A 24,703-nucleotide genomic window follows, 5' to 3' on the forward strand; every position below is an offset into this window, starting at 1 on the left:
CTGAACCCTAGAAGACGCTGACGCCGTACGCGCTCAGTGCCTCGGTGACCGGCTGGAAGAAGGTCGTGCCGCCGGAGGAGCAGTTGCCGCTGCCGCCGGAGGTCAGGCCGTAGGCGGTGCCGTTGGTGCCGTACAGCGGGCCGCCGGAGTCGCCGGGCTCGGCGCAGACCGTGGTCTGGATCATGCCGTAGACGACGTCACCGCCGCCGTAGTTGACGGTCGCGTTGAGCGCGGTGACCCGTCCGCTGTGGATGCCGGTGGTGGAGCCGCGACGGGTGACCGTGGTGCCCACGGTCGGGGTGGCGGCCCGGGTGATGTCGACGCTGCCGACGGTGCCGGAGATCGACGACACGGGGTAGCTCGTCGAGTACTTGACGAGGCCGTAGTCGTTGGTCGGGAAGCTGGACCCGGCCGTCGAGCCGAGGGTCGAGGTGTGCCCGGAGTTGGACCACCAGGTGCCCGCGCCGTCGGTGCAGTGACCGGCGGTCAGGAAGTAGTAGGTGCTGCCGCTGCGGACGTTGAAGCCGAGGGAGCAGCGCCAGCTACTCGCATAGATGGCGTCGCCGCCGGAGATCAGCTTGTTGAACTTGCCCGGGGTCCGCTTGATCGTGAGCGCGTCGGCGTTGCTGCCGGCCTGCTCCTTGATCTTGGCGATCTCGGCCTGCGAGACCGTGCTGTCGACGGTGACGACGACACGGTTGCCGGTGACGGCCCAGGCGGTGCCCGGGATGTCGGCCTTGAGCACCGAGCTGCTGGCGCTCTTGAGTTCGGCGGTGCTGAACGGGGTCGCAGCGGTCGCGTTCGCGCTGGGGACCGCGATGGCGGCCGCGGCCACGAGGCCGGTGGTACCGGCGATCAGCCGGGTGCGTCTCGTGATGCCACTGCGGGGGGTGGTGCGCTTGATCCTCACGTTTCGTTCCCTCCCAGGGGAATTCGGGGGCCCGCGTGGGGTCGGGGCCCGTGAGGCGCAGTCGGAGGCACGTCCGTCCGGATTGCGGACACGCCGTGCCCCTGACAAGCGCTGAGGGGGAGTATTCGGCCGAACGACCGGTCGCCGCAAGGGCGCCTTTCGGCCGTGAACCTTTGAACCACCTTTGCGATCCGGAGGGAACCGGATGCCTCCGGATTACGTCCGCCTCTCCCTCCGCGACGGCGAACGCCCGGGGTGTTCCCCGGCGGCGGGAACGGGCAGATGAAGTGGTCGGCAACGGCGCACGGCGGCAGCGGCGAGCGGTCGAAGTCGATCGCCGTACAGCCGACGGCGTCCCGCGCGGCCGGGGTACCGGAAGCGGAACCGGTGGCCTCCGTCCGCGCTCACGGCATCGCCGAAAACCGTCGCCCTGTACGGCGGCCTCGGCGTCAGTTCCGTACGGGCTCGGGGAGCCCGAGATGCGAGCGCAGGGTGCTGCCGCGGTACTCCGTGCGGAACGCGCCGCGCTCCTGGAGCAGCGGGACCACCCGGTCCACGAACTCGTCGAGCCCGCCCGGGGTGAGATGGGGTACGAGGATGAAGCCGTCGGCGGCCTCGTGCCGCACGAACCGCTCGAGTTCGGTGGCGACGGCCTCCGGGGTGCCGATGAAGAACTGCCGGCCGCCCGCCTCGATCACGGTCTGCCGGATCGACAGCCCCTTCTCCCGGGACAGGGCCCGCCACTTCTCGGCGATCGCGACCGTGTCACCGCGCCGGGTCCGCCCCTGGGTGAGCGCCGGGTCGACCACCGGGTCGATGTCGGGCAGCGGGCCGTCCGGGTCGTAGGAGGACAGGTCGACGCCCCAGATCTGCTCCAGGGTGAGGAGCGCGGTCTGCGGGGAGGTCTGCTGCCGGCGGATCTCGGCGGCCCGTTCCTTGGCCTCGGCCGCGGTGTCGCCGAGGACGACGCCGACCCCGGGCATGATCTTCAAGTCCCCCGGTGCGCGGCCGTACTTGGCGAGCCGGCGCTTCACATCGGCGTAGAAGGCGCGGCCGTCCTCCAGCGAGCTCTGCCGGGAGAAGACCACGTCGGCCGCGGAGGCGGCGAACTGCCGTCCCTCGTCGGAGTCCCCGGCCTGGATCACGACCGGGTGGCCCTGCGGCGGGCGCGGCAGGGTGAACTCGCCCGCGATGTCGAAGTGCCGCCCTCGGTGCGCGAACGGCCGCGGGATCCCGTCCGGTGTCCAGGAGTCCCACAACTCCCGTGCGGCATCGAGGAATTCGGCGGCCCGGGTATAGCGGTCGGCCCGGTCGAGGTAGCCGCCGCGCCGGAAGTTCTCTCCGGTGAAGGCGTCGGAGGAGGTCACCACGTTCCAGGCGGCCCGGCCGCCGCTGAGATGGTCCAGGGTGGCGAATCTGCGGGCGATTTCGTACGGCTCGTTGAAGGTCGCGTTGACGGTGGCGGCCAGCCCGAGCCGTTCGGTGACGGCGGCCAGGGCGTTGAGGACGGTGATCGACTCGGGTCGGCCGACCACGTCCAAGTCGTGGATACGACCCTTGTGTTCGCGCAGCCGAAGCCCCTCGGCGAGGAAGAAGAAGTCGAACAGACCGCGCTCGGCGGTACGGGCCAGATGCTCGAAGGACGAGAACTCGATCTGGGATTTCGACTCCGGATCGGCCCACACGGTGGTGTTGTTGACGCCCGGGAAGTGGGCCGCCAGATGCATCTGCCTACGGCTCATGAGGTTCCCTTGGTCACGGCGTACTGGTTGGCGGGCCGGGAGAGGCCCAGGTGCTCCCTGAGCGTGCTGCCCGGGTAGAAGGTGCGGAACAGTCCGCGGTGCTGGAGCAGCGCCACCGTGCCGTTGACCAGCCGCTCCAGGTCGCGGAGCGGTTCTGCGGGCGTGACGTGGAAGCCGTCGACGATGCCCTCGCCGTGCCAGGTGGCGATCAACTCCGCGAGGTCGACGGGACCGCCCCGGTACAGCGGCCCCTGCGGACTCGGCCGGGGACCGCCCCCGCCGTGCCCCGGCTCCGCCGCGTGCTCACCGGCGCAGAGATCGACGAGCAGGCTCGCGAGGACCCGCAGCGCATCGGGGTCACGGCCGAACCCAGCTGCCTGGGACCGCAGTTCCTCGCGTACGGCGGCCGCCTGCCCGGCGCTGACGGCCCGCACCAGGGCCACGTCGGCGTACCGCGCCGCCGTTCGCCGGGCTTGGCCGTCGGTGGCGTCGACCACACGGACCGGGTGGCCCTGCGGGGGGCGGGGCACGATCGAGGGGCCCTTGACCGAGAAGGACGTGCTCCGGAAGTCGACGTGGTGCAGCTTGTCCCGGTCGATGAAGCGGCCGGTCGGCACGTCCCGGATCTCGGCGTCGTCCTCCCAGCTGTCCCACAACTTCGCGGCCACGTCGGCCACTTCACCGGCCTCCTGCCACAGGGCGTCGGCCGCTGATGGGGGTCCCCCCGCGCGAGGTTGTTCGAGCGTGGAGGAGTGCCGGCGGCCGAAGAGGCGGGCCTCGCCCTCGGTGGTCGAGACGTCGAGCCGCCAGCCGGCCCGGCCCCGGCTGACCCAGTCGAGGGTGGCGACGGCGGCCTGGACGTGGAAGGGCTCGGTGTGGGTGGTGGTGACGGTGGGCACCAGGCCGATCCGGGTGGTGGCGGGCGCCACCCGGGACAGCACGGCGAGCGCGTCGGGGCCGGGGCGGGCGAAGCTGTCGTCCAGCGTCACGAAGTCGAGCCCGCCGCGTTCGGCGAGCCGGGCGAGGGTCACGTAGGAGGCCGCGTCGTAGGCGGACGGCTGGTCCACGGCGACGGAGAGATGCAGCATCACAGCACCTTCGAGAGGACGACGGTCATCGTGGTGCCCTGGTCGGCCAGGTCCTTGATGACGTCGAGGACTTCACCGACGAGTTCGGGATCGACCGCGGAGGCGGGTTCGTCGCACAGCAGCAGCCGGGGTTCCAGCGCCAACGCCCGGGGGCCCCGTCCACGCCGACGCCGAAGCCCCTGTGGACGGACCTGATGTCGGCCATGACGCTCATCGCTGGACTCCCCTGCTTTCCTGATGACTTAGGCGGCCGCACGGCCGGCGAGTTCGGCGAGGAACAGCAGCGCGGCGCGGGCCGTCGCGTCGTTCTGGCGGAAGGCCGGGCCACCGGTGCGCGGCCTGGTGAAGGCGCCCGGGGTACGGCCGTCGGTGTGCGGTCCGAGCGCGAAGCGCCGTGGGTGCGGCCGGCCGGCCCGGTCGAGGAGCCGTCCGTCGCTGCGGTCCACCCGCAGCAGCCCGTCCGGGGTCTCGGCGACCCCCTCGGCGTGCAGTTCGCGCAGCAGTGGATCGAGGGCCCGCCGGACCGTCGGCTCGGGCAGCCGCGCCTCGACCAGCGCCCGGGCCTCGACAAAGGCTCCCGGCACCGTGGGACTGGACGCCCGGAACACCCCGTCCTCGGCGCGGACCTCCATGTCCGCGCCGACGAACCTGACCACCCCGGCCCGGGACAGCGCGAGCAGCTGCCGCAGCCGGGGCCCGGGCGGCCCGGAGGCGAGATAGCTGAAGAACCCGTGCCACCAGCCGCCGGTGTCCCCGAGTTTCACCAACTGTCCGTAGACGGAGAGCAGTCCGAGGAAGACCGCCAGGTCCGGGCTGTACGCGGAATCATGGCGTCGGTTCAGATCCGCCTCGACGTACTCCCGCAGCCCCTCCTGGAGCTCCTCGTGCGACCCGAACCGCATTCCCGTGAGCGGCCGGTCGAGCTGGGCGAGGTCGAGCCGGTCGCGGGGATCCGGCACGGCGGAGGCGACCAGCACCCCGCGCTCGGCCGGACCGGCCACCGCGTACTTCTCCTCGAAGTCGGCCCAGGACATCGTGGTCCGCTCCGGGTGCACGGTGAACAGCCGGTGGTAGTGGGCGAATCCGAGCTCCTTCTCCACCAGCGGCCACACGTCCGCCCGACTGAGTCCGACAGCGGCGTCGCCGCGGGCGAACCCGCTGGTCCGGGCGAGCAGTTCGTCGATCTGGGCCGGCCCCAGGAAGCGGGGCAGCGGCGGCCGCTCGCCGGTCCAGTCGTAGCCGATCTTCGAGTGGTACGGCACCCCGCGCCGCGATCCGACGTGGAGCACCGGTTCCCGCCCCGAGGGGACGTAGGTGTCCCCGTCGTAGCGCCCGCCCCGGCCCTCGGTGAGCAGCACCATCAGGTCGACGAAGGCGAGGCCGAAGCCGCGGACCAGGACGGGTTCGCCGGGCGCGAGCGCGGACAGGTCGCTGTCGGCGGTGAAGTCGGGCGGCAGGTGGACCAGGCCGTGGGTGCGGGCGTACGCGGCCAGGTCGCTCTGTTCCGGGTCGAGTTCGGCGTCGAGGTGGCCGAGGGCCAGGACGACCAGGTCGGCGAGGAGCGGGCGCGGCCGGCCCTCCAGCCAGACCTGCTGGCGGCCCTCGCGCGATCCGCTCACTCGCAGGGCGCGCAGCGGGTGGTGGTGGACGGTGACGCCGTCCGGGAGGGCGGCCACCGCCCGCTCGTGCACCCAGCGCAGATAGGCGCCCTGGAGCTGCCGGTCGGCGAAGGTGCGGCCGTCGATGCCGGCCCATTCGTGCAGGGTGGGGCCGGGGTTCACCGGGCCTGCCACGTCCACGGTCTCGTCGGTGAACATGGTGACGTCCTCGGCGTGCGAGTTCATCCACAGCAGCGGGGACTGGGCCGCGCGCCAGATGCGTCCGGCGCCGGGCGGATGCGGGTCCACCAGGTGGATGTCCAGGCCCTGGCCGTCGTACAGCTCGGGTGCGTTGGCGGCGAGGCGCTCGATCAGACCGGTCCCCCGCGGCCCGGCACCGACGATCACCAGGGAGCGCCTCATCGGGTGCGCTCCGAACCGCGGGCGTGGTGCTGCTGCACGGCGATGTCGCTGACGATGGAGGTGCGCACCAGGATCGGGATCGACCGGAACAGCCGGATGTATCCCCGGCTGACGCTTCTGAGGACGGGGTCGGCGGACAGTCCGGCGGCCGCGAGCAGGGCGCCCAGCACGAAGCCGAGCACCATGACTCCCGCGGTCAGCCAGAGCGTGAGCCACAGTCCGCGCAGCACCGCGTCGGTGGTGAGGTGGTCCGCGACGACGTCCCACTGGAACGCGGCGTTGCGCAGGACGGAGCTGACGGCGAGGCCGAGCACGGCGACGGCGGCGGTCCACTGGCCGAGACGGCGGCGCGGGACGATCCGCAGGGAATCAGCCTGCTCCGGTATGCCGGGCGGGGCGGGGGCTTTGGCGAGGGTGTCGGAGGACATGCGAGGGCTCCGTGGCTTCGAGTCTCGAACTCGGACGGGTGCCTTCACACGGGTGCGGCCGAGCCCCTCAGCAGGGCCGCCGTTCGAGACTACGGGGCCGTTTCCCCTTGCTGTCAAGGCCGTCCACACTGTGAGCCGTACGTCTCAAGTCGGTTGACGCAAAACCGGATGCCTGTTCCACTTACGTCATGCATCCACAGCAGTGGCTGGTCAAGCGCTCCCACATCGACCTCGGTCGCGTGTGGTCCTCTTCCTGTTGAGCTGACCCACTGCGCGCCCCGGTTCCACGGGGCGCCTTTCGCGTTCTCCTCCTTTCTCGCCTTCACACGCGCGCCCTCCCCTCACCCAGCGCTCTTTCCCGTGCACAGGAGACCGCCCCACCATGCGCACACCCCCGCATGCCCGCAATCGGCTCATCATCCCGTTCGCCCTCATCACCACGGGCACGCTGCCGACCGGGTCCGCGATCACCGAATCCGGGATCTCCCCGCCCGAGCAGAGGAACTGACGACGCCTCAGACGGCGTCTCGGAGGCCCTTCCGGCTCACCCGTATGCCCCACTCCTCACCCATACGCCCCGAAGAATCATATTTCACTCACAGTCAGCAGCCGTATGGGAAACGACCCTTGGGGCACCCGGGCTCTCGACGTATTCCCTGTGCACCAGTACCGTCACAAACCCCCCGCGCGGCGGCTATCCACTTGGCGCGCGATCCGCATCATGGATGACCATAGGGATACAGAAGCAAGAGAGACCGCTGTGAGAGGAGGCGTCCATGGGATCGGTGCGCAAGGCGAGTGCCTGGCTGGGCCTCGTTGACGACAACGATGACGAGCGTTACTACGACGACGACGGCTACTCCGAAGGGACCGAGCCCGGGGATGCCTGGGTCACCGACCCACGGGTCAAGGTGGCCTCGGACGTCGCCGAGGAGAAGGGCCGCCGGATCGGCACGGTGACCCCCGACAGCTTCAGAGACGCCCGGGCCATCGGCGAGATGTTCCGCGACGGCGTCCCCGTCATCATGAACCTCACCGCGATGGAGGCCGGTGACGCCAAGCGCGTCGTCGACTTCGCGGCCGGGCTGATCTTCGGACTGCGCGGTTCCATCGAGCGCGTGTCCACCCGGGTGTTCCTGCTGACCCCCGCCAACACGGAGATCGTGAACGGCGACCCGGCACAGCACCGCACGGACGGCTTCTTCAACCAGAGCTGAGGCAGGGCCGCTCGCCGGCCCTGCCCCCGCGGGCTCTACCGGAAGGCGTCCAGTCCGGTGAGCGCCTTGCCCAGCACCAGCTGGTGCATCTCGACGGTGCCCTCGTACGTCAGCACCGACTCGAGGTTCGTCGCGTGCCGCATCACGGGGTATTCGAGGGAGATCCCGTTGGCACCGAGGATCGTCCGTGCCGTACGGCAGATCTCGATGGCCTCGCGGACGTTGTTGAGCTTGCCGAAGCTGACCTGCTCGGGACGCAGGCGGCCGGCGTCCATGCGGCGCCCCAGATGGTGGGCGAGCAGGATCCCCTTGTGCAGTTCGACCGCCATGTCGGCGAGTTTGGCCTGGGTGAGCTGGAAGCCCCCGATCGGCCGCCCGAACTGCTCGCGCGTCTTCGCGTAGTCGACGGCGGTCTCGAAACAGGACCGCGCCGCGCCCATCGCCCCCCACACGATCCCGTACCGGGCGTGCGAGAGACAGCTCAGCGGCCCCTTGAGCCCGACGACCTCCGGCAGCACCGCGTCGGCGGGCAGCCGTACGTCGTCCAGGACCAGCTCGCTCGTGACGCTGGCCCGCAGCGACCACTTGTGCTTGATCTCCGGCGCCGAGAAACCCGGCGTGTCGGTCGGCACCGCGAACCCGCGGATCCCGTCGTCGGTCTGCGCCCACACCACGGCGACCCCGGCGACCGACCCGTTGGTGATCCACATCTTGCGCCCGTTCAGGACCCAGTCCGTGCCGTCCTTCTTGGCGTACGTCCGCATGGAGCCGGGGTCGGAACCGTGGTCGGGCTCGGTCAGCCCGAAGCAGCCGATGACCTCGCCGGCGGCCATGCGGGGCAGCCAGGTCTGCTTCTGCTCCTCGCTGCCGAAGCGGTGGATGGCGTACATGGCCAGGGAGCCCTGCACGGAGACGAGGGAGCGGATGCCGGAGTCGGCGGCCTCCAGCTCCAGACAGGCGAGCCCGTACTGCACGGCGGAGGCGCCGGCACAGCCGTAGCCGCTGAGTGACATCCCGAGTGCGCCGATCTCCCCGAGCTCGCGGGCCAGTTCCCTGATCTCCGGCAGCTCGCCCTTCTCGTACCAGTCGGCGACATGGGGCAGGACCCGGTCGGCGGCCCAGGTCCGCACGGTCGCGCGGATCGCCAGGTCCTCCGGCTCCAGCAGGTCGTCGATGCCGAGGGGGTCGGCGGGGTCGAACGGGGGCATGGCACATCCTCCGGCGGGCGAGCGACTCGAAACCAAGGCGAAAACCAGCGGGCGAAACTAGCAGCGCTAATTTAGCCTTCGGGGCCGACGTTACAACGCGGGCACCCGCACAGCCAGACGCCCGGCCACAGACACCGTCAGGCCGAGACGCGGGACTCCGTGACTTCCCTGGGCGCCGGGAGCTCCACGGCCGCCGGGGCCTCACCGCACTGCATGGTCCGCGGCAGCCGCAGTGCCATCACCGCGCCCAGCACCAACAACCCCGCGCTGACCAGCAAGGTCACGTGCAGTCCGTGCACGAAGGAGTCGCGGGCGGCGCGGCGCAGGGCCACCCCCGCGGATCCGCCGAGGCGTCCGGCGACCTCGTAGGCCTCGCCGAGGGAGTGCCCGGCCGACTTCGACGCCGGCTCGGGGACCCCGGGCACGCCCGAGAGGCCGGGTGCGTAGGCCGCGTTCATCACGCTGCCGAGCAGGGCGATCCCGATGCCCGCGCCCAGTTGGTACGAGGTCTCACCGATCGCCGCGGCCCCGCCCGCCTGCTCCGGCGGTGCCTCGCTGAGCATCGACTCGTACGCCCCGAAGAGCGTGGTCTCCAGGCCGAACCCGAGCAGGACGAACCCGAACAGCAGCAGCCCGGTGTTGTCGGCGTCCCCCATCGCGGTCAGCAGCAGCACGGCGACGGCGGTGAGGCAGAACCCGGCGCTGACCATCCGGCGCGGACCGAACCGCCGCAGCAGCCGCGCCCCGGCGAGTCCGGCCGCCATCGCGGCGATGGTCAGCGGCAGCAGTCGTAGACCTGTCTCCAGCGGGGAGAGGTCGAGGACCAGCTGGAGATACTGCGCCGCGATCAGTTCGAGGCCGACCAGGGCGAGCATGGCCAGCACGATGCAGCCGACCGAGGTGCTGAACGCCGGGCGCGCGAACATCCGCAGGTCGACCAGGGGATGCGTGAGCCGCCGCTGGCGTCGTACGAACAGGACCAGCAGCACCGCGCCCACGATCAGCGGGATCGCGGTGAAGGCGTCGAACTCGCCGCCGCCGAGCCGTTTCACGCCGAGCACGAGGGCGAAGAGTCCGGCGGCGGCCATCAGGGCGCCGACCACGTCCCAGGGGCCGTCCCCGCTGCCCTTCGACTCGGGCAGCAGCAGCCGGCCCACCGGCAGACTGACCAGCATCAGGGGGATGTTGACGAGGAAGACCGAGCCCCACCAGAAGTGCTCGAGGAGGAAGCCGCCGAGCAGCGGTCCGACCGCCGCGCCGACGGCGGCGACGGCACTCCAGATACCGATCGCGAGCGCGCGCTCGCGCCGGTCGGGGAAGACCTGGCGGAGGATCGAGAGGGTCGCGGGCATGATCATCGCGCCGCCGACGCCGAGCAGGGCCCGCGCCAGGATCAGCACCTGGGCACTGTCCGCGAGGGCGGCCGCTGCGGAGGCGACGCCGAAGAGGGCGTAGCCGAGAAGGAGTACGCGTCTGCGGCCCACGCGGTCGCCGAGCGTGCCGAAGAGGATCAGCAGCGAGGCGCAGACGAGCGGATAGACGTCGACGATCCAGAGCAGTTCTATCGCGCCGGGCTTGAGGTCCTCGGTGACGGCGGGCACCGCCACGTGCAGCACCGTCGCGTCGAGGGCGACCAGGAGCAGGCTGACGCAGAGGACGACGAGGACGACCCAGCGGTTTGCACCGGCCCCGGCCGCCCGACGGCGCAGCAGTGCGGCGGCCGTGGTCGTCCCGGACATGTACGTACCTCCCAGATGTTCCCTCGCGTTCGGCGGGCACATGGGGTGGGGACTCCCCATGATCTCGGCCGGAGAGGAGCGGTGGTCTCCGGCCCGCGCAGCGAACGGCGGGTGACACGTCAGCGTACGCGAGTTCGCGCGTACGCCCAGTGGTGGACCTCTCAGACTTGGGACAGAACTCGTGTGGCGTACACCACTCCGCTTGCCTCTTCCCACGACCCGGCGGGCGGGGCGGTTCGGCGCGCGGTCGATAATCGGACCCGTGACCGATCTTGGAACGCGTACCGAACCGGCCCTGCGCCGGGCCGCTCCGGCGCTGCTCGGCTACGCGGCCGTGCGCGCCCTGGGCCTCCTCACGCTGGCCCTGTGGAGCGCGGCGCGCGACAAGAGCGCGTACACCTTGCTGACGGCCCGCTGGGACGCCCTCTGGTACACGCGGGTCGCGGAACAGGGTTACGGCTACGAGGTGCGCCTCCCGAACGGCGACGTGCACTCGAACCTCGCCTTCTTCCCGCTCCTGCCCTGGCTGGAGCGGGCGCTGTCCGCGCTGACCCCGCTGTCCTACGCCGACGCGGGCTTCGCGGTCTCCCTGCTCGCCTCCCTGGCGGCGGCGTGGGGGATCTTCGCGGTGACGGACCACGTGTACGGCAGCCGCGTCGGCGTGTGCGCGGTGCTGCTGTGGGCCGTGCTGCCGGTCGGGATCGTCCAGTCGATGGCGTACAGCGAGTCGCTGTTCACGGCCCTGGCGGCCTGGTCCCTGTACGCGATCCTGACCGACCGCTGGCTGACGGCGGGCCTCCTGGCCTCCCTTGCGGGCCTGACCCGCCCGGTGGGCCTCGCGGTGGTGGCAGCGGTGTGGGCGACGGGCGCCGCCGCTTCCCTACGGTCCCGACGGAACCGACAGACCGGCGACGAGACCGAGACCGGCACCGGCGAAGGGGGCCGGGGCGGGGATGACACCGGCACGAGCGAGCGGGACCGGGGCGCGGACGAGGACAGCGCCGGCCGGCTGGACCGCGGCGCGTCGGGGGCCGTCGGCGCCGCAGGTGAGCCGCACCCGCCCGGCAGCCGCTCGACCGCACACGAACCGCGCCTGCACGGAGACCACCAGGCCGCAGGCGGAACGGGAACCCCCGCCCCCGGCTCTTTCGTGCGAACCCGAAGCGCGGCGGAGACAGGCGGCGCTCGCGCCGCCGAACACGCCCCCGCGACCGGGACGGCGTCCACGACCGGGCGCGCCCCGGACGCGAACGGCGCGCTCACCCCGACCCGCGCCCCCGGCGCCGACCCCGAGCCCACCCCGGGCACCGATCCCCCGCCCGCCCCCGGCACCGGCCCTGGCCACGCCCCAGGCGCCAGCCCTGAGCGCACCCCCGACACCAGCCCTGGCCACGCCCCCGGCACCAGCCCTGGGCGCACCTCCGGCGTCAGCCCTGAGCGCACCCCCGGTGTCACCCGCCACCCCATCCCCGCCACCGGCCCCCCGCCCCCCGCCCTCCCCCTCCGTCGTCTCCTCGGCATGGCGCTGGCGCCCCTCGGTGCCGCCGGCTACGTCCTCTGGGTGGGGCATCGCACCGGCAAGGGTCCGCTCGGGTATCTCGACGTCCAGGCCGGCTGGCGGAACGGGTTCGACGGGGGGTACGCCTTCGCCCGTTTCGTCGGCGACAAGTTCACGTCGTTCCCGTCGGCCCTCGCCGGAGCGGGGCTGATCGTCGGGGTCGGGCTGATCGTCTGGCTGTACGTCACCTGCGTCCGGCAGGCGCAGCCGCTGCCCCTGCTGGTGTACGCCGGGGTCGTCACCGCGCTCGCCCTGTGCGCGTCGAGCTACTTCGGCTCGAAACCGCGCCTGCTGATGCCCGCCTTCCCCCTGCTGCTCCCCCTCGCCCTGGCCCTCGCCCGCGCGAGGACCCGCAGGTCAGCAGCGGTCGTGGCCGCGATCGCCACCGCGTCCGCCCTGTACGGCGCGTTCTGGCTGAACGGCACCGGTCCACCATGATCGCCCTGCCGCGTCCATGAGCGCCCGGACAATTCCGTCCCATGATTCGGTGAACGAATTCATAAGGGCCATAAAACCGGAACCCGGAATGATCAAAGGAATTGAAGGACGCAGCCACCCGCCTTTGCGGAATCCCTGGAAATAAACCCCCGCCTGAGAGGAATCCCACATCACATCGTCATCACAAAGCCGCTGATTCGACAGGGAACAGAGCTCACTCGCTGTAACGTCGATTGGGTGCGTACCGAACGGAACCCCACCCGTCTGGACCGGGTGTTCGCCAGGCTGGACCGTGAGCCGGAACGGCCGGCCCACCTCAGCGTGCCCAGAGCGAGCCGCCACCGGACCGTCCTGGTGATCGCCGCCCTGGCGTTCTACCTGGCGATCGTGTGGCTGGTGGTGACCACCTCGTGGCTGGTCCGCCTCGACTGGCAGGTCATGTTCTTCCGGCCGTACCAGCAGTGGGCGTCCATCCACTGGTTCGTGGACTACTACGTGGTGCTGGGCCAGCGCGGCCCGACCGCGGTGATGGTCGCGGCCTGGCTGGGCTGGCGTTCCTGGCGGCAGCACACCCTGCGCCCGCTGCTGACCCTCGGCACCTCGCTGCTGCTGCTGAACATCACGGTCGGCGCCGCCAAGTACGGCATGGGAAGGCTGGGACCGCACTACGCCACCGTCATCGGCTCGAACGAGATGGGCCTGGGCGGCGATATATTTCCCAGCGGCCACACCGCCAACGCCGTGGTGACCTGGGGAATCCTGGCGTATCTGGCCTCCACCCCGAGGGCGCAGCGCTGGCTGTCCGCGATCTCCGCGGTGACCTCGCTGGGCGTCGGCATGGCCACCGTCTACCTCGGTACGCACTGGCTGAGCGACGTCCTGCTGGGCTGGGTCGCGGGGCTGCTGATCCTGCTGGCCCTGCCCTGGTTCGAGCCGTGGATCGCCCGTACCGAGGTCTACGCCTTCGACCTGCGCGACCGCTGGCGGGCCCGCGGCGGCGTCAAGGCCCCGGCCCCGGTCACCCCGGTCGCGGCCCCGGCACCGGCCCGGCTCAAGCCGCTCACCGCTCCGCAGAACGAGACGGCGGCCCGCGAGGCCGCCGTACCGCCGCGTGGCCCCAGGTCACCGGTCCACCTGTCCCCCGGCCCGCACACCAGCCGGTCGGAGCGCACTCCGGTCACCCCGGTCGGCAGCCGCCGGCCGCCGCAGTCGGACCGCCTCGTGCGCGGCACCCCGGCCCCGGCCACCCGGCCGCTGACGGGCGGCTGACCTCGCCCTTCACACCAGCGGGGCCGGTACGCACACCACCCCGCCCGAAGCCCCGGGTTCCTCGCGAGGAACCCGGGGCTTCGTCGTGGTACGGGGAGATCTCAGCCCTTCCAGGCCCGCGCGACCAAGCCGTCCTTCACCTCGAAGTTCAGCCGGCCCGCGCGGTACTCCATCGTGATGATCGCCCCCGGTGGCAGCGACCGGACCGTCGACCAGCCCCGCTCACGCGCGATCCGCTCGGCGGCGGCGGAGTCGAGGCCGACGTAGGTGTCCGGGCTGTCGTCGGGTTCGGCGGACGGTGTGGGAATGGGTGCCATGGCGCCACGCTAGGGCCTGCCCGGCAACCACGGAAGTCCGGACCCGGCCGCCCTCCTGTCACGCTTCTGTCACAGGATCACGGCCCGCGTTTCCCTAGCACTGCGTCACACGGACGGGCGTTTCCCTAGCCCTTCCGCGGGTATTCGAACGTGATTTCCGCGTGTCGCCCGACTTCCCCGAAAAGCCTGTGCGAAGGCTTGCCGGACAACGGGCCGCAGTCCCTTTGCCCGCCGATACAGGACAGGTCCGGGGAAGCTGACACCGCATAGGAAATACACGGTTCCGGCACACAACCCCCTTACGCCCCCTGTCGTGCGCACGGGGGCGCGAGCATCATGGCGTGAGCCGAGCGAAGGGGCGAGCGATGGGGACGCAGACCGTGCAGGCGATGGCACGACCCGTGCGGCGGACCAGGCGGCGGGGGCGGCTGGTCGTGGACTGGCTGACCACCACCGACCACAAGAAGATCGGTCACCTCTACCTGATCACGTCGTTCGCGTTCTTCCTGGTCGGCGGGGTCATGGCGCTGCTGATGCGGGCCGAGCTCGCCCGCCCCGGGCTCCAGATCCTGGACAACCAGCAGTTCAACCAGCTGTTCACCATGCACGGCACGATCATGCTGCTGCTGTTCGCGACCCCGAGCTTCGCGGGCTTCGCCAACGAGCTGATGCCGCTCCAGATCGGCGCCCCGGACGTGGCCTTCCCACGGCTGAACATGCTGTCGTACTGGTTCTTCCTGTTCGGCGGTCTGATCGTGCTGGGTTCGCTGCTCGTGCCGACCGGCCCCGCCGCCTTCGGCTGGTTCGCCTACGCGCCGCTCAACGACTCCGCGCACTCCCCCGGCGTCGGCCCCGACCTGTGGATCATGGGCCTGGCGCTGGCCGGCTTCGGCACGATCCTCGGCGCGGTCAACTTCATCACCACGATCATCGGGATGCGGGCGCCCGGCATGACGATGTTCCGGATGCCGATCTTCACCTGGAACACCCTGTTCACGTCGATCCTGATCCTGCTGGCGTTCCCCGTGCTCGCGGCCGCGCTGCTGGTCCTGGAGGCGGACCGGCGCTTCGGCTCGCAGGTCTTCGAGGCGGGCAACGGCGGGGCGCTGCTGTGGCAGCACCTGTTCTGGTTCTTCGGGCACCCCGAGGTGTACATCATCGCGCTGCCGTTCTTCGGCATCATCACGGAGATCATCCCGGTCTTCAGCCGCAAGCCGATCTTCGGCTATCTGACGCTGGTCGCGGCGACGATGTCGATCACCGGTCTGTCGATCGTGGTGTGGGCGCACCACATGTTCGTCACCGGCGCGGTGCTGCTGCCGTTCTTCTCGTTCATGAGCTTCCTGATCGCCGTCCCGACGGGCGTGAAGTTCTTCAACTGGACCGGCACGATGATCAAGGGCTCGCTGTCCTTCGAGACACCGATGCTGTGGGCGACCGGCTTCCTGGTGACGTTCCTGTTCGGCGGTCTGACCGGGGTGCTGCTGGCCTCGCCCCCGCTGGACTTCCACGTCTCGGACACCTACTTCGTGGTGGCGCACTTCCACTACGTCGTCTTCGGCACGGTCGTCTTCGCGATCTTCGCCGGCTTCTACTTCTGGTGGCCCAAGTTCACCGGCAAGCTGCTCGACGAGCGGCTCGGCAAGATCCACTTCTGGACGCTGTTCGTGGGCTTCCACACCACGTTCCTGGTGCAGCACTGGCTGGGCGCGGAAGGCATGCCGCGCCGGTACGCGGACTATCTCGCCGCGGACGGCTTCACCGCCCTGAACACGGTCTCGACGATCGGCGCGTTCCTGCTCGGCATGTCGACGCTGCCGTTCCTCTACAACGTGTGGAAGACCGCGAAGTACGGCGTGCCGGTCGGGGTCGACGATCCGTGGGGCTTCGGCCGCTCCCTGGAGTGGGCGACCTCCTGCCCGCCGCCGCGGCACAACTTCACGACGCTGCCGCGGATCCGTTCCGAGTCCCCGGCGTTCGACCTGCACCATCCGGAGTACGCGGCCCAGGCTCCGCAGCCCGAGCCGAAGAGCGAGCAAGCGAGCGAGCAAGCCGGTCACGAACCGTCCTGATCGCCTCGGTCAGCTCGGCGGGCTCCAGCACCTCGAACTCGAAGCCGGTCAGGACCACATGGATCACCATGACGTCGAGGCTGGAGGCCCCGGTGCGCAGGATGCAGCTGTCGGGCCCCTCCGCCTCCAGCACCCCGGCGCTCGGCGAGATCCGCTCGGCGGCCTCCTCGACCGGCACCAGCAGCCGCACCACCGCGTGTGCGGCGTACGCGCGTGTGGAGACGCCTCGCGAGACATAGGCGGCGAGGTCGTCGGCGGGCGGGGTGCGCGGGGTGAAGCGGGGGCCGTGCGGCGGCTTCGGGGTGATCCGGTCGGCGCGGAAGGTCCGCCAGTCGTCCCGGTCGAGGTCCCAGGCGACCAGGTACCAGCGCCGTTCGCTGCACACCAGGCGGTGCGGTTCGACGGTACGGCGGCTGGTGGCGCCCCCGTGGTCGCGGTACTCGAAGCGCAGCCGCTCGGCGTCCCGGCAGAGGTGGGCGAGCTCGGTGAGGACTCCCGGGTCCACGGCATCCGGTTGCGGGCCGCGGAGCATCGGCACGGTGAAGGCGTTCAGGGCGCCCACCCGGCGGCGCAGCCGGCCCGGCAGGACCTGCTCCAGCTTGGTGAGGGCCCGCACCGAGGTCTCGCCGATGCCCTCGATGCCCTGTCCCGCCGCGGTGCGCAGACCGACGGCGACCGCGACGGCCTCGTCGTCGTCCAGGAGCAGCGGGGGCAGCTCGGCGCCCGCGCCCAGCTGGTAGCCGCCGCCGGTGCCGGGGCTGGCGTTGACGGGGTAGCCCAGCTCGCGCAGCCGGTCCACGTCCCGGCGCACGGTGCGCGGGGTGACGCCGAGGCGTTCGGCGAGGTCGGCGCCGGACCAGTCGCGGTGGGCCTGGAGCAGCGAGAGCAGGCGCAGGAGTCGTGCCGAGGTCTCCAACATGGTGCCGAGTCTGCCAGTCATTGCGGACAGTGGCTGTCCGCAAGCCTTCCTACCTTGGACTCATGGCAGACAACAGCGTGCACAGCCACCGGATCGACGTTCCGCAGGCCCAGCTCGACGACCTGCACACCCGCCTGGACCTCACCCGCTGGCCGGACGAACTCCCGGACGCGGGCTGGGCGTACGGCGCCTCCCTGCCGTACCTCCGGGATCTCGCCGCGTACTGGCGCGGCGCCTACGACTGGCGCAAGCACGAGGCCGCCCTCAACGAACTCCCGCAGTACGTCACGGAGATCGACGGCGCCCGGGTGCACTTCCTGCACATCCGCTCCGCCCGACCGGACGCGCTCCCGCTGATCCTGACGCACGGCTGGCCGGGGTCGGTCGTGGAGTTCCTCGGCGTGATCGGCTCCCTGAGCGAGCGGTTCCATCTGGTGATCCCCTCCATCCCGGGCTTCGGCTTCTCGGGGCCGACACGCGAGAAGGGCTGGAACGTCAACCGGGTCGCCCGCGCCTGGGCGGAGCTGATGCGCAGGCTGGGCTACGAGCGCTACGGCGCCCAGGGCGGCGACCTCGGCGCGCTGATCTCCCCCGCGCTGGCCCGCGTCGCCCCCGAGTCCGTGGTCGGCGTCCATGTGAACGCCGCCTCGGTCGGCTTCATCCCGCTCGGTCCGGTCGACGAGGAGGCCAGGAAAGGACTGACCGAGCGCGAGCTCAAGAGCCTCGCGAGCATCGCCGACTTCACCACGGACGGCTTCGGCTACAACGTCCTGCAGTCGACCCGCCCGCAGACCCTCTCCTACGGCCTCACCGACTCGCCGGTGGGCCAACTGGCCTGGATCATGGAGAAGTTCCAGGCGTGGACGCACTCCTCGGCCGCGCTGCCGGAGGACGCGGTCGACCGGGACACCCTGCTCACCAACGTGATGCTGTACTGGCTGACCGGCACGGCCGGCTCCGCGGCCCGCATGTACTACGAGAACAGCCATGTCCCGGACTGGTTCCCGACGTCGAGCTCCGGGGTGCCGACGGCGGTGGCCAACTTCGGCGAGGACGTGGCGATCCGCCGCTGGGCCGAGCAGGCCAACACCGTCGTGCGCTGGACGGAGTTCGACCGCGGCGGCCACTTCGCGGCCCTGGAGGTCCCGGAGCTGCTCGCCGGTGACGTACGGGAGTTCTTCAGCGCGCTGCGGTGACGGACACCGACAGATCGTTGTCCCGCGTGTAGTACGGCCCGGCCTCCACCGGGCCGTACGCCGTCTCCACGTGTGCGCGGGGGTAACTGAACACGGGCTGTCTGTCGGCGATGTCGTCGAGCAGCCGGGCGATCCGCACCCGGGGCCCGCTCTCACCGTGCGGCCGCAGCCACAGGTCCCAGATCCCGGGCCCGAGCACCTGATACGGCACCGGGAGGACGAACCGGGCCTCGGCCACGGCGACTTCGGTGCGGTGGGTGGGCCCCGGGGCGTGCCGGGGGCGCAGCTCGGCGTACGCGGCCGGGGTGAAGCAGGTGCCGTAGAGGCGTCCTCGTACGGTCAGCCCGGCGGGCTCCACGTACGGCTCGTCCGCCTCGGCGTGCGGGGCGCGCAGCCAGCTGCGGACGGTGAGGTTGCCCTGGCGGGTGGCGTACGGGATGCGGACGGCGACGTACCCGCGGGAGCCGCTCGGGGTGCGGGCGGTGAGGGCGCGCAGGTCGGTGGCCCCGGTCGCGAGGCGCAGCGGCTCGTCGTCGGCCACGCACGCGTACGCGTCCCAGCGGCCCTCGGGCAGGAGGACGGTGCTCGGCAGGGCGGCGCGGAGCCGTCCTTCGCCCACCGGGGACAGCGGCAGTCCCACCTCCTCGTGGCCGTCGCGGCGGCGCAGCACCAGATGGGCCGTGCCGCTCGCCCCGCCCGCGGTGACGTCGAAGGTCAGGCCGCCGGCGGAGTCGGCGACACAGTCGGCGCGCAGTCGTACGCCCTGCCGTGCGGGCATGGTCCTCCCGTGGTTCATGTCGTCCGGTCAGACCTTCGTGGGCCTCCTTTGGTTGTGTGCGTGCGGTCACTCACTGCTGATACGGCAGTTGCGGAACGTCGAAGCAGGTGCTGTTCATGTCGCCCTGGGAGACCCAGCCCCGGCCGTCCTGCCAGCGGGCCACCGAGAGACAGGTCTTCCGGGACTTCGGCGGCTCGGGCAGGCGCTCGAACCTGACCGGGACGAGCAGACCGTCCGCCGTGTAACCCTGGCTGCGGTTCATCCAGGCGTCGACACACGCGCGCGTGACGCCCTGTGGCGCGCAGGACTTCGCCGCGTCCGTGAACCACATGGCGGCCGCCCAGCCCTCCAACTGCCACTGGGAGTGGGTCCCGAGGTTTTTCGTGGCGTCCCTGAAGGCGCGTACGGCCGCGTCGCCGGTGTCCTGGAAGTTCCGGCTGGACCCGGTCGCCCACAGGGCGTTGCGGCAGCGCGGGGCGTCCTTGTAGTCGTCGGGGACGGTGGAGGTCCAGTTCTGCACGTTGGTGACCTTGGCGGTGACCTCGACGCCGGCCTGGTCCATCGCCTCGCACAGCTGGGCGTTGCCGTGGTTGTCGACGGCGTCGAAGACCAGGTCGACGCCCTGCTCCTTCAGATCGGCCGCCACGGCGCGGAAGTTGGGCAGCGCGAAGTCGACCTGCTCGGTGACGACCTTGTAGCCCTCGGCGCGCAGCCCCTGCCCGACGAGCCGTGCGTAGGCGGCGGAGGCGGCCTGGTTGTACGAGACGACGGCGGCCGTACGGGCCCCGTGCGCGCGCTTGAAGTAGCGGTAGACCTCGGTGCCGCCGTACTGCCTGCCGTCCCAGCCGGTGGTGCCGGCGCGGGGCGCGAGGCTGCCGTAGATGCCGTAGAGGTGCGGCCAGGTGTCGTAGGCGGCGCCGATGGGCTGACCGCCGATGTCGGGCACGCGCGCGTGGGAGACGCGGGAGGCGCCCGCGTAGTCGAGGGCGGTGGTCGCGACCAGGGCGACCACCTTGTCCTCGTCGATCAGCCGGTGCACGCAGGTGTTGTTGCCGACCCCGCTGCCGCCGTCGTCGCACTCGCGCACCTCGATCCGGCGCCCTTCGACGCCCCCGCGCGCGTTGAGGCGCTCGAAGTACGCCTTGGCGCCGTCGCGCGGGCCGGTGAAGGTGTCGCCGCCGACCGGGCTGGTGGCGCTGGTGACGATGCCGACGCGGATCGGGCCGGTGTCCCGGGCGGGGGTGGCCCGCTCCCGGTGCTCGAAGTCGCTCTCGGGCAGCCGGCTGCCGCACGCCGTGCCCACCGCGAGCAGCAGGACGGCGAGGGCGGCCTCAGCAGCCCGGCAGGGCCGACGCCGTGGCATTGCCGCTCAACTGCACCAGCGCGCACAGGGTGTTGACCGAGACCTTCCAGGTGCCGTCCTCCTCGACGGCTGTTCCGGAGGCCTTCGGCAGGGCGGTGGCGCCGTTCAGGAGGAGGGTGTACGTCACGGTCGCCTGGTCCGGTTTCGTGAACTCCACCTTGGTGACCTGCGCCTTCACCTGCCCGCCGCGCTGGTCCCCGCTGAAGGCCTGGAGCACCGGGCCCATCTCGTCGCCGTTCTCCAGGACCGCCTGCTTGTCCTTGGTGGAGGTCTTCGGGTCGAAGAACTTCTCCCAGTTCGTCTTGATCTCGCGCTGGGCGGCAGCCGCGTCGGCGGGCCCGCTCGGTGACGGCGGCGCGGAGGACGCCGGCTGCTCCACCGAAGGCGTCGGCGGCGGGCTCTCGCTGCCGCCGCCGCTGTCGTCGCTGCACGCCGTGAGGGCCACGGCGAGGACGAACCCCACCACCAGCCCCCGGCTGCCGTTCCCCCACGTGCGGTCGCTCCCGAGAACCATCTGGCTCACCACCGGGTGTCGGTCCGGGCCAAGTGCGCCCGGTGCTTTCAGGGTCAGCTTCAAGAAGGCATAGTGCAAGCGATTGGCTGACATGGACAGGGACGCGACATGTGGGAGCCAGAGATGCGGACAGCCCGACTGCGGACCGTGCACCCCGTCCTCTGGGCCGGCTGGGCCACGCTCGCCGCGGGCGCGGTGCTGTGCGTGCTCGGCTGGTACGGCGTCTCGGGCGAGCGCTACGCCGAGCGGCAGCTGCCCTACCTCGCCTCGTGCACGGTCCCCGGCGCCGCGCTGATCGTCGCCGGGGCGGTCCTCCTCACCCACGGCCGGGGCGCGCTCGCCGCCGCGCGCGTGGAGGAGCTGTACGGCCTCCTGGTCGCGGCGGAGCCCGCGGAGGCCGAGGAGTCCGCCCCGAGGGCTCCCCTCGCGGTCAGCGGGGACCTCCTCATGGTGCCCGGCGGCACGCTCTGGCACCGCGCGGACTGCCCGCTGGTCGCCGGGAAGGTGGAGTCGGTCCCGGTGGACGCCAAGCTCCTGGCGAGCGGCGAGCTGGGGCCCTGCCCGATCTGCGAGCCGGTCGAGGAAACCGACTGATGTCCTCGCTGACCTGGGACCTCACGCTGGCCGGGCTGTCGGTCGGCAGTGCGGCCGCGCTCACCGGGATCGGCCTGATCGTGACGTACCGCGCGACCGGGGTGCTGAACTTCGCGCACGGGGCGGTCGCGATGGTGTGCGCGTACACGCTGCGGCAGTGCGTGGTGGAGTGGGGCTGGCCGCTGTGGGCCGGCGCGCTGCTCACGCTCCTGGTCCTGGCCCCGGCCCTGGGTGTGGTGCTGGAGCGTTTCGTCTTCCGGCCGCTGTCCGTCCTGGGCGGCGATCCGGCCCAGACCCTGGTGGCCTCCATCGGGGTGTTCGTGCTGCTCGTGGGCGGGGCCGCGCTGCTGTGGGGCCAGGGCGCCCGGGACGACGCCCCCGGGCTGGTTCCGGCGGACCCGTGGGGGCAGCTGGCGGTCGTCCTGGTGCTGGCCGTGGGCGTCGGCGCCGTGATCCGCCGGACCCGCTTCGGACGGGAGCTGCGGGCCGTCGTGGACGACCGGCGGCTGGCCGTGCTGGGCGGGATCGACGCCGACCGGGTGGCGGCGGCCGGCTGGGCGTTCGGGTCGTTCACGGCGGGCCTGACGGGAGTGTTGCTGGCGCCCTACGTCCGCCTGGACCCGTACGGTCTCCCTCTGCTCGTCATGGAGGTGGTGGCGGTCGCCGTGGCGGCCCGGATGCGGAGCCTGCCGGTGGCCGTCCTGGTGGCGCTGGCCATCGGGGTCGCCCAGAGCCAGCTGACGAGACTGCACCCCTCCGGGTGGGGCGAGCCGCTGCTCCAGGCGGTCGGTGCGAACCTCTTCGTCGTGGCCCTGCTGATCGCCTCACTGGCACTCCCCCGCGTCGGGACCCGCGACGCACTCCCCCGCACGGCCACCGCGCGCGTGCCGACACCGCCGGGCGCGTGGATCGTCGCGGCGGTGCTGTTCCTGCTCCCGCTCGGCTTCGCGGGCTCGGACCTGCACACGTCGGTCCAGGTACCGGCGCTGGGTGTGGTGCTGCTGTCGCTGGTGGTGGTGACCGGCAGGGGCGGTCAGATCTCGCTCGGACAAGCGGCGTACGCGGGCCTGGGGGCCCTGTTCACGGCACTGCTCGCCGCGGGCCGCTTCCCGGGCCTGCCCCGCCTGCCGGAACTGGCGGCCCTGGCGCTTGCGGTGCTCCTGGTGGCCCCCCTCGGCCTCCTGACCGGCTGGCCGGCGATCACCCGCCGGGGCCTGGCGCTGGCCCTCGCGACGTTCGCGGTCGGCGTGGGCGTGAGCCGCTTCGTCTTCGCCCAGCCGTACGCCACGTCGGGCCTGTCCCTGGACCGCCCCGAGGGCTTCGAGGGCGATCGCGCGTACTACGTCCTGGAGCTGGCCCTGCTGACACTGGCCCTGCTGGCGACCCGAGCCCTGCGCAGAGGCCGCACCGGCAGGGCCCTGGCCGCCCTGCGCGATCACGAGGCGGGCGCGTCGGCGGCCGGCGTCCGGGTCCCCGCCCTGAAGCTCCTGGCGTTCGTGGCGGGCGCCGCCCTGGCCGCCCTGGGCGGCGGAATGCTCGCCATGGGCCTGCGCGCCTTCGACCCCGGCGCCTACGACCCCGTCCGCAGCCTCCTGTGGTTCGCCGCGGTGGTGGTCCTGGGCGCCGACAGCACCCTGGGCGCCCTGGCCGCGGCGGCCCTGCTGGTCGGCCTGGACGCGGGGGCGAGGGGCGGGGTGGCGGCGGCCCTGATCGGCGTCCTGGCGGTGCTGGTGGGCCGGTTCCCCGGGGGCCCGTACGAGGCGGTACGGCGGCTGCGGTCCGGGCGGAGACCGACGCTGACGGCGAAGGGCCGTGAGGCACGGCGCCGACTGCGGTCAGCGCAGCTGTCTTTCCCGGCCACAACGGCGAGCACCCCGAGGGCGGACCCCGCCGGTGCCGAACCCACCCCGGCCCACCGCCGAAGCCCCCTCCCACCGCCAGCCGCCGACGGCGCCGCACCCCCACCGGGGCCACCCGCGCCCGCAGGCCGGGGAGTCCTCACCACCCACAACCTCCAGGCCCGCTACGACGGCTTCACCGCCCTGGACGGAATCGAGCTCACCGTCCAGCCAGGCAGAATCACCGCGATCATCGGCCCCAACGGCGCCGGAAAGAGCACCCTCTTCCACTGCCTGGCAGGCACCCTCCGCCCCACCCACGGCCAAGTCCGCTACGACAACAGGAACATCACCCACCTGTCCCCCCACGCCCGCACCCGCCTCGGCATCGCCCGCACCTTCCAGCAACTCGCCGTCTTCCCCACCCTGACCGTCACCGAGAACATCCAAGTGGGCGCGGAACAGGGCCACATCAAAGACCCAGAGGCACCGGGCCGCGCCCTCAGGCTGTTCACCCTCGACGGCAACCTGCGCAACGCCCCGGCCGCCGGCCTCCCCACCAGCACCCTCCGCCGCGTGGAACTCGCCAGAGCCCTCGCCGGCACCCCGAGCGTCCTCCTCCTCGACGAACCCGCCGCCGGCCTGGACACCGCCGAGGTGACCGCCCTGGCCCGTGTCCTCAAGGCCCTCGCGGCGGACGGCACCGCCCTCCTGGTCGTCGAGCACGACCTCGACCTGGTCGCCGACCTCGCGGACGTCGTGCACGTCATGACCGCGGGCCGCATCATCGCCTCCGGCCCCCCGGCCCACGTGCTGGACGCACTCGACGCCCGGGAGACCGCCGTATGAAAGGAATCTCCCTGCGCCACGCGCGCGTGCGCTACGGCCCGTTGGAGGCCCTGCACGGCGTCACCCTCACCGCCCCCGGTCCCGGTCTCACCGTCCTGCTGGGCCGCAACGGATCGGGCCGTACGACGGCGTTGCGCGCCCTGGCCGGAACCGTGTCCCTGACCGGGGGCAGCGTGGTGTGGGACGGTGCCGACGTGACGCGCGTGCCGGCGTACGAGCGGGCCCGCCGCGGGCTGTGCATGGTCCCCGAGCGCCAGGCGGTGTTCGGCTCGCTCACCGTCCGCGAGAACCTCGAACTCGCCGCGCCCGCCCACGACCTGGCCCTGGACGCCTATCCGCAACTGGCCCCGCTGCTCCCCCGCCGGGCCGGCACCCTCTCCGGCGGCGAGCAGCGGATGCTCGCGATCTCCCGCGCCCTGCTGGCACGCGCACGCGTGGTCCTCGTCGACGAGCCGGCCCAGGGCATGTCCCCGACGGTCGCGGCCCGCACGTACGAACTCCTCGCCGCGCTGGACGCGTGCGTGGTCGTGGCCGAACAGCGGCTGCCGCCCGCGCTGCTCGGCAGGACGGCGATCGTGTACGAACTGCGGCGCGGCGCGGTCGTGTTCGCCGGGGAGGCGGCGGAGCTGCGGCTGGGGTGAGCCT

At 72.0% G+C, this 24,703-nt stretch carries 19 protein-coding genes and 4 pseudogenes; 9 read left to right on the plus strand and 14 right to left on the minus strand.

What is annotated here, in order from left to right:
* Positions 1 to 7 precede the first annotated feature (7 nt).
* The 7 genes and pseudogenes from AC2XR2_RS09165 to AC2XR2_RS09195 form a co-directional block, all read right to left on the minus strand.
* Positions 8 to 910 (minus strand): S1 family peptidase, encoded by a 903-nt coding sequence (locus AC2XR2_RS09165; protein WP_381299368.1) that lies wholly within the window; start codon positions 908 to 910, stop codon positions 8 to 10.
* Positions 911 to 1,140: 230 nt separating this feature from the next.
* Positions 1,141 to 1,333, minus strand: a pseudogene (locus tag AC2XR2_RS09170) (DUF1684 domain-containing protein); the annotation flags it as partial.
* 26 nt (positions 1,334 to 1,359) lie between these two features.
* Positions 1,360 to 2,652: an NtaA/DmoA family FMN-dependent monooxygenase gene (locus AC2XR2_RS09175; protein ID WP_491514765.1), complete on the minus strand. Its 1,293-nt coding sequence runs from the start codon at positions 2,650 to 2,652 to the stop codon at positions 1,360 to 1,362.
* Positions 2,649 to 3,740, minus strand: a complete 1,092-nt coding sequence (locus AC2XR2_RS09180) for an LLM class flavin-dependent oxidoreductase (RefSeq protein WP_491514766.1) — start codon at positions 3,738 to 3,740, stop codon at positions 2,649 to 2,651. Before AC2XR2_RS09180 ends, AC2XR2_RS09175 begins: the two co-directional genes overlap by 4 nt.
* 5 nt (positions 3,741 to 3,745) lie before the next feature.
* Positions 3,746 to 3,895, minus strand: a pseudogene (locus AC2XR2_RS09185) (ectoine/hydroxyectoine ABC transporter ATP-binding protein EhuA); the annotation flags it as partial.
* Between the two features lie 87 nt (positions 3,896 to 3,982).
* Positions 3,983 to 5,761: an FAD/NAD(P)-binding protein gene (locus tag AC2XR2_RS09190; RefSeq protein ID WP_491514767.1), complete on the minus strand. Its 1,779-nt coding sequence runs from the start codon at positions 5,759 to 5,761 to the stop codon at positions 3,983 to 3,985.
* Between the two features lie 62 nt (positions 5,762 to 5,823).
* Positions 5,824 to 6,189: pseudogene (locus AC2XR2_RS09195) on the minus strand (ABC transporter permease subunit); the annotation flags it as partial.
* A gap of 382 nt (positions 6,190 to 6,571) precedes the next feature.
* On the opposite strand from AC2XR2_RS09195, the gene AC2XR2_RS09200 reads away from it, so the two are divergent.
* Complete coding sequence (locus tag AC2XR2_RS09200; RefSeq protein ID WP_491514768.1) at positions 6,572 to 6,697, plus strand: hypothetical protein; 126 nt, start codon at positions 6,572 to 6,574, stop codon at positions 6,695 to 6,697.
* A 268-nt stretch (positions 6,698 to 6,965) separates the two neighbouring features.
* Complete coding sequence (locus tag AC2XR2_RS09205; RefSeq protein ID WP_020139399.1) at positions 6,966 to 7,406, plus strand: cell division protein SepF; 441 nt, start codon at positions 6,966 to 6,968, stop codon at positions 7,404 to 7,406.
* A 35-nt stretch (positions 7,407 to 7,441) separates the two neighbouring features.
* On the opposite strand, the gene AC2XR2_RS09210 is transcribed toward AC2XR2_RS09205, so the two are convergent.
* Together AC2XR2_RS09210 and AC2XR2_RS09215 are read right to left on the minus strand one after the other, a co-directional pair.
* On the minus strand, positions 7,442 to 8,614 hold the full coding sequence (locus AC2XR2_RS09210; protein ID WP_491514769.1) for an acyl-CoA dehydrogenase family protein: 1,173 nt from the start codon (positions 8,612 to 8,614) through the stop codon (positions 7,442 to 7,444).
* Positions 8,615 to 8,751: 137 nt separating this feature from the next.
* The gene (locus AC2XR2_RS09215) at positions 8,752 to 10,353 is read right to left on the minus strand and encodes an MFS transporter (RefSeq protein ID WP_449350039.1); all 1,602 of its coding nucleotides are present in this window, start codon (positions 10,351 to 10,353) and stop codon (positions 8,752 to 8,754) included.
* Positions 10,354 to 10,615: 262 nt separating this feature from the next.
* On the opposite strand from AC2XR2_RS09215, the gene AC2XR2_RS09220 reads away from it, so the two are divergent.
* Both AC2XR2_RS09220 and AC2XR2_RS09225 read left to right on the plus strand, forming a co-directional pair.
* Positions 10,616 to 12,349: a hypothetical protein gene (locus tag AC2XR2_RS09220; protein WP_491514770.1), complete on the plus strand. Its 1,734-nt coding sequence runs from the start codon at positions 10,616 to 10,618 to the stop codon at positions 12,347 to 12,349.
* Between the two features lie 237 nt (positions 12,350 to 12,586).
* Positions 12,587 to 13,618 (plus strand): phosphatase PAP2 family protein, encoded by a 1,032-nt coding sequence (locus AC2XR2_RS09225; RefSeq protein WP_381299360.1) that lies wholly within the window; start codon positions 12,587 to 12,589, stop codon positions 13,616 to 13,618.
* A 101-nt stretch (positions 13,619 to 13,719) separates the two neighbouring features.
* Here AC2XR2_RS09225 and AC2XR2_RS09230 read toward each other — a convergent pair whose 3' ends face one another.
* On the minus strand, positions 13,720 to 13,935 hold the full coding sequence (locus AC2XR2_RS09230; protein ID WP_330267904.1) for an I78 family peptidase inhibitor: 216 nt from the start codon (positions 13,933 to 13,935) through the stop codon (positions 13,720 to 13,722).
* Between the two features lie 389 nt (positions 13,936 to 14,324).
* Here AC2XR2_RS09230 and ctaD point away from each other — a divergent pair.
* Positions 14,325 to 15,875, plus strand: a pseudogene (gene ctaD, locus AC2XR2_RS09235) (aa3-type cytochrome oxidase subunit I); the annotation flags it as partial.
* Here the strand turns inward: ctaD and AC2XR2_RS09240 are convergent.
* A complete protein-coding gene (locus tag AC2XR2_RS09240; RefSeq protein ID WP_381299359.1) occupies positions 15,874 to 16,926 on the minus strand; it encodes a helix-turn-helix transcriptional regulator in 1,053 nt (350 codons plus the stop codon). The pseudogene ctaD and the gene AC2XR2_RS09240 overlap by 2 nt on opposite strands.
* 62 nt (positions 16,927 to 16,988) lie before the next feature.
* On the opposite strand from AC2XR2_RS09240, the gene AC2XR2_RS09245 reads away from it, so the two are divergent.
* Entirely contained in the window at positions 16,989 to 18,122 is a 1,134-nt protein-coding gene (locus tag AC2XR2_RS09245; RefSeq protein ID WP_381299358.1) for an epoxide hydrolase family protein, read from the plus strand.
* Here AC2XR2_RS09245 and AC2XR2_RS09250 read toward each other — a convergent pair.
* The 3 genes from AC2XR2_RS09250 to AC2XR2_RS09260 all read right to left on the minus strand — a co-directional run bounded on the left by AC2XR2_RS09250 (position 18,106) and on the right by AC2XR2_RS09260 (position 20,777).
* On the minus strand, positions 18,106 to 18,900 hold the full coding sequence (locus AC2XR2_RS09250; RefSeq protein WP_491514771.1) for a hypothetical protein: 795 nt from the start codon (positions 18,898 to 18,900) through the stop codon (positions 18,106 to 18,108). The genes AC2XR2_RS09245 and AC2XR2_RS09250 overlap by 17 nt on opposite strands.
* Positions 18,901 to 18,970: 70 nt before the next feature.
* Positions 18,971 to 20,263 carry an ABC transporter substrate-binding protein gene (locus AC2XR2_RS09255; RefSeq protein WP_491514772.1) on the minus strand — a complete coding sequence of 431 codons (1,293 nt, stop codon included), beginning with the start codon at positions 20,261 to 20,263 and terminating at the stop codon, positions 18,971 to 18,973.
* Positions 20,232 to 20,777 carry an MTB12 C-terminal domain-containing protein gene (locus AC2XR2_RS09260; RefSeq protein WP_330267899.1) on the minus strand — a complete coding sequence of 182 codons (546 nt, stop codon included), beginning with the start codon at positions 20,775 to 20,777 and terminating at the stop codon, positions 20,232 to 20,234. The genes AC2XR2_RS09255 and AC2XR2_RS09260 overlap by 32 nt, the downstream gene beginning before the upstream one ends.
* A gap of 123 nt (positions 20,778 to 20,900) precedes the next feature.
* Here AC2XR2_RS09260 and AC2XR2_RS09265 point away from each other — a divergent pair, with 123 nt between their 5' ends.
* The 3 genes from AC2XR2_RS09265 to AC2XR2_RS09275 are packed head-to-tail and all read left to right on the plus strand — an operon-like array spanning position 20,901 to position 24,699.
* Positions 20,901 to 21,371 carry a hypothetical protein gene (locus tag AC2XR2_RS09265; protein ID WP_491514773.1) on the plus strand — a complete coding sequence of 157 codons (471 nt, stop codon included), beginning with the start codon at positions 20,901 to 20,903 and terminating at the stop codon, positions 21,369 to 21,371.
* On the plus strand, positions 21,371 to 24,058 hold the full coding sequence (locus AC2XR2_RS09270) for an ABC transporter permease subunit (protein WP_491514774.1): 2,688 nt from the start codon (positions 21,371 to 21,373) through the stop codon (positions 24,056 to 24,058). Before AC2XR2_RS09265 ends, AC2XR2_RS09270 begins: the two co-directional genes overlap by 1 nt.
* On the plus strand, positions 24,055 to 24,699 hold the full coding sequence (locus AC2XR2_RS09275; RefSeq protein WP_491514775.1) for an ABC transporter ATP-binding protein: 645 nt from the start codon (positions 24,055 to 24,057) through the stop codon (positions 24,697 to 24,699). The genes AC2XR2_RS09270 and AC2XR2_RS09275 overlap by 4 nt, the downstream gene beginning before the upstream one ends.
* Positions 24,700 to 24,703 lie beyond the last annotated feature (4 nt).

Source organism: Streptomyces sp. LS-MS-L19, from assembly GCF_058382285.1.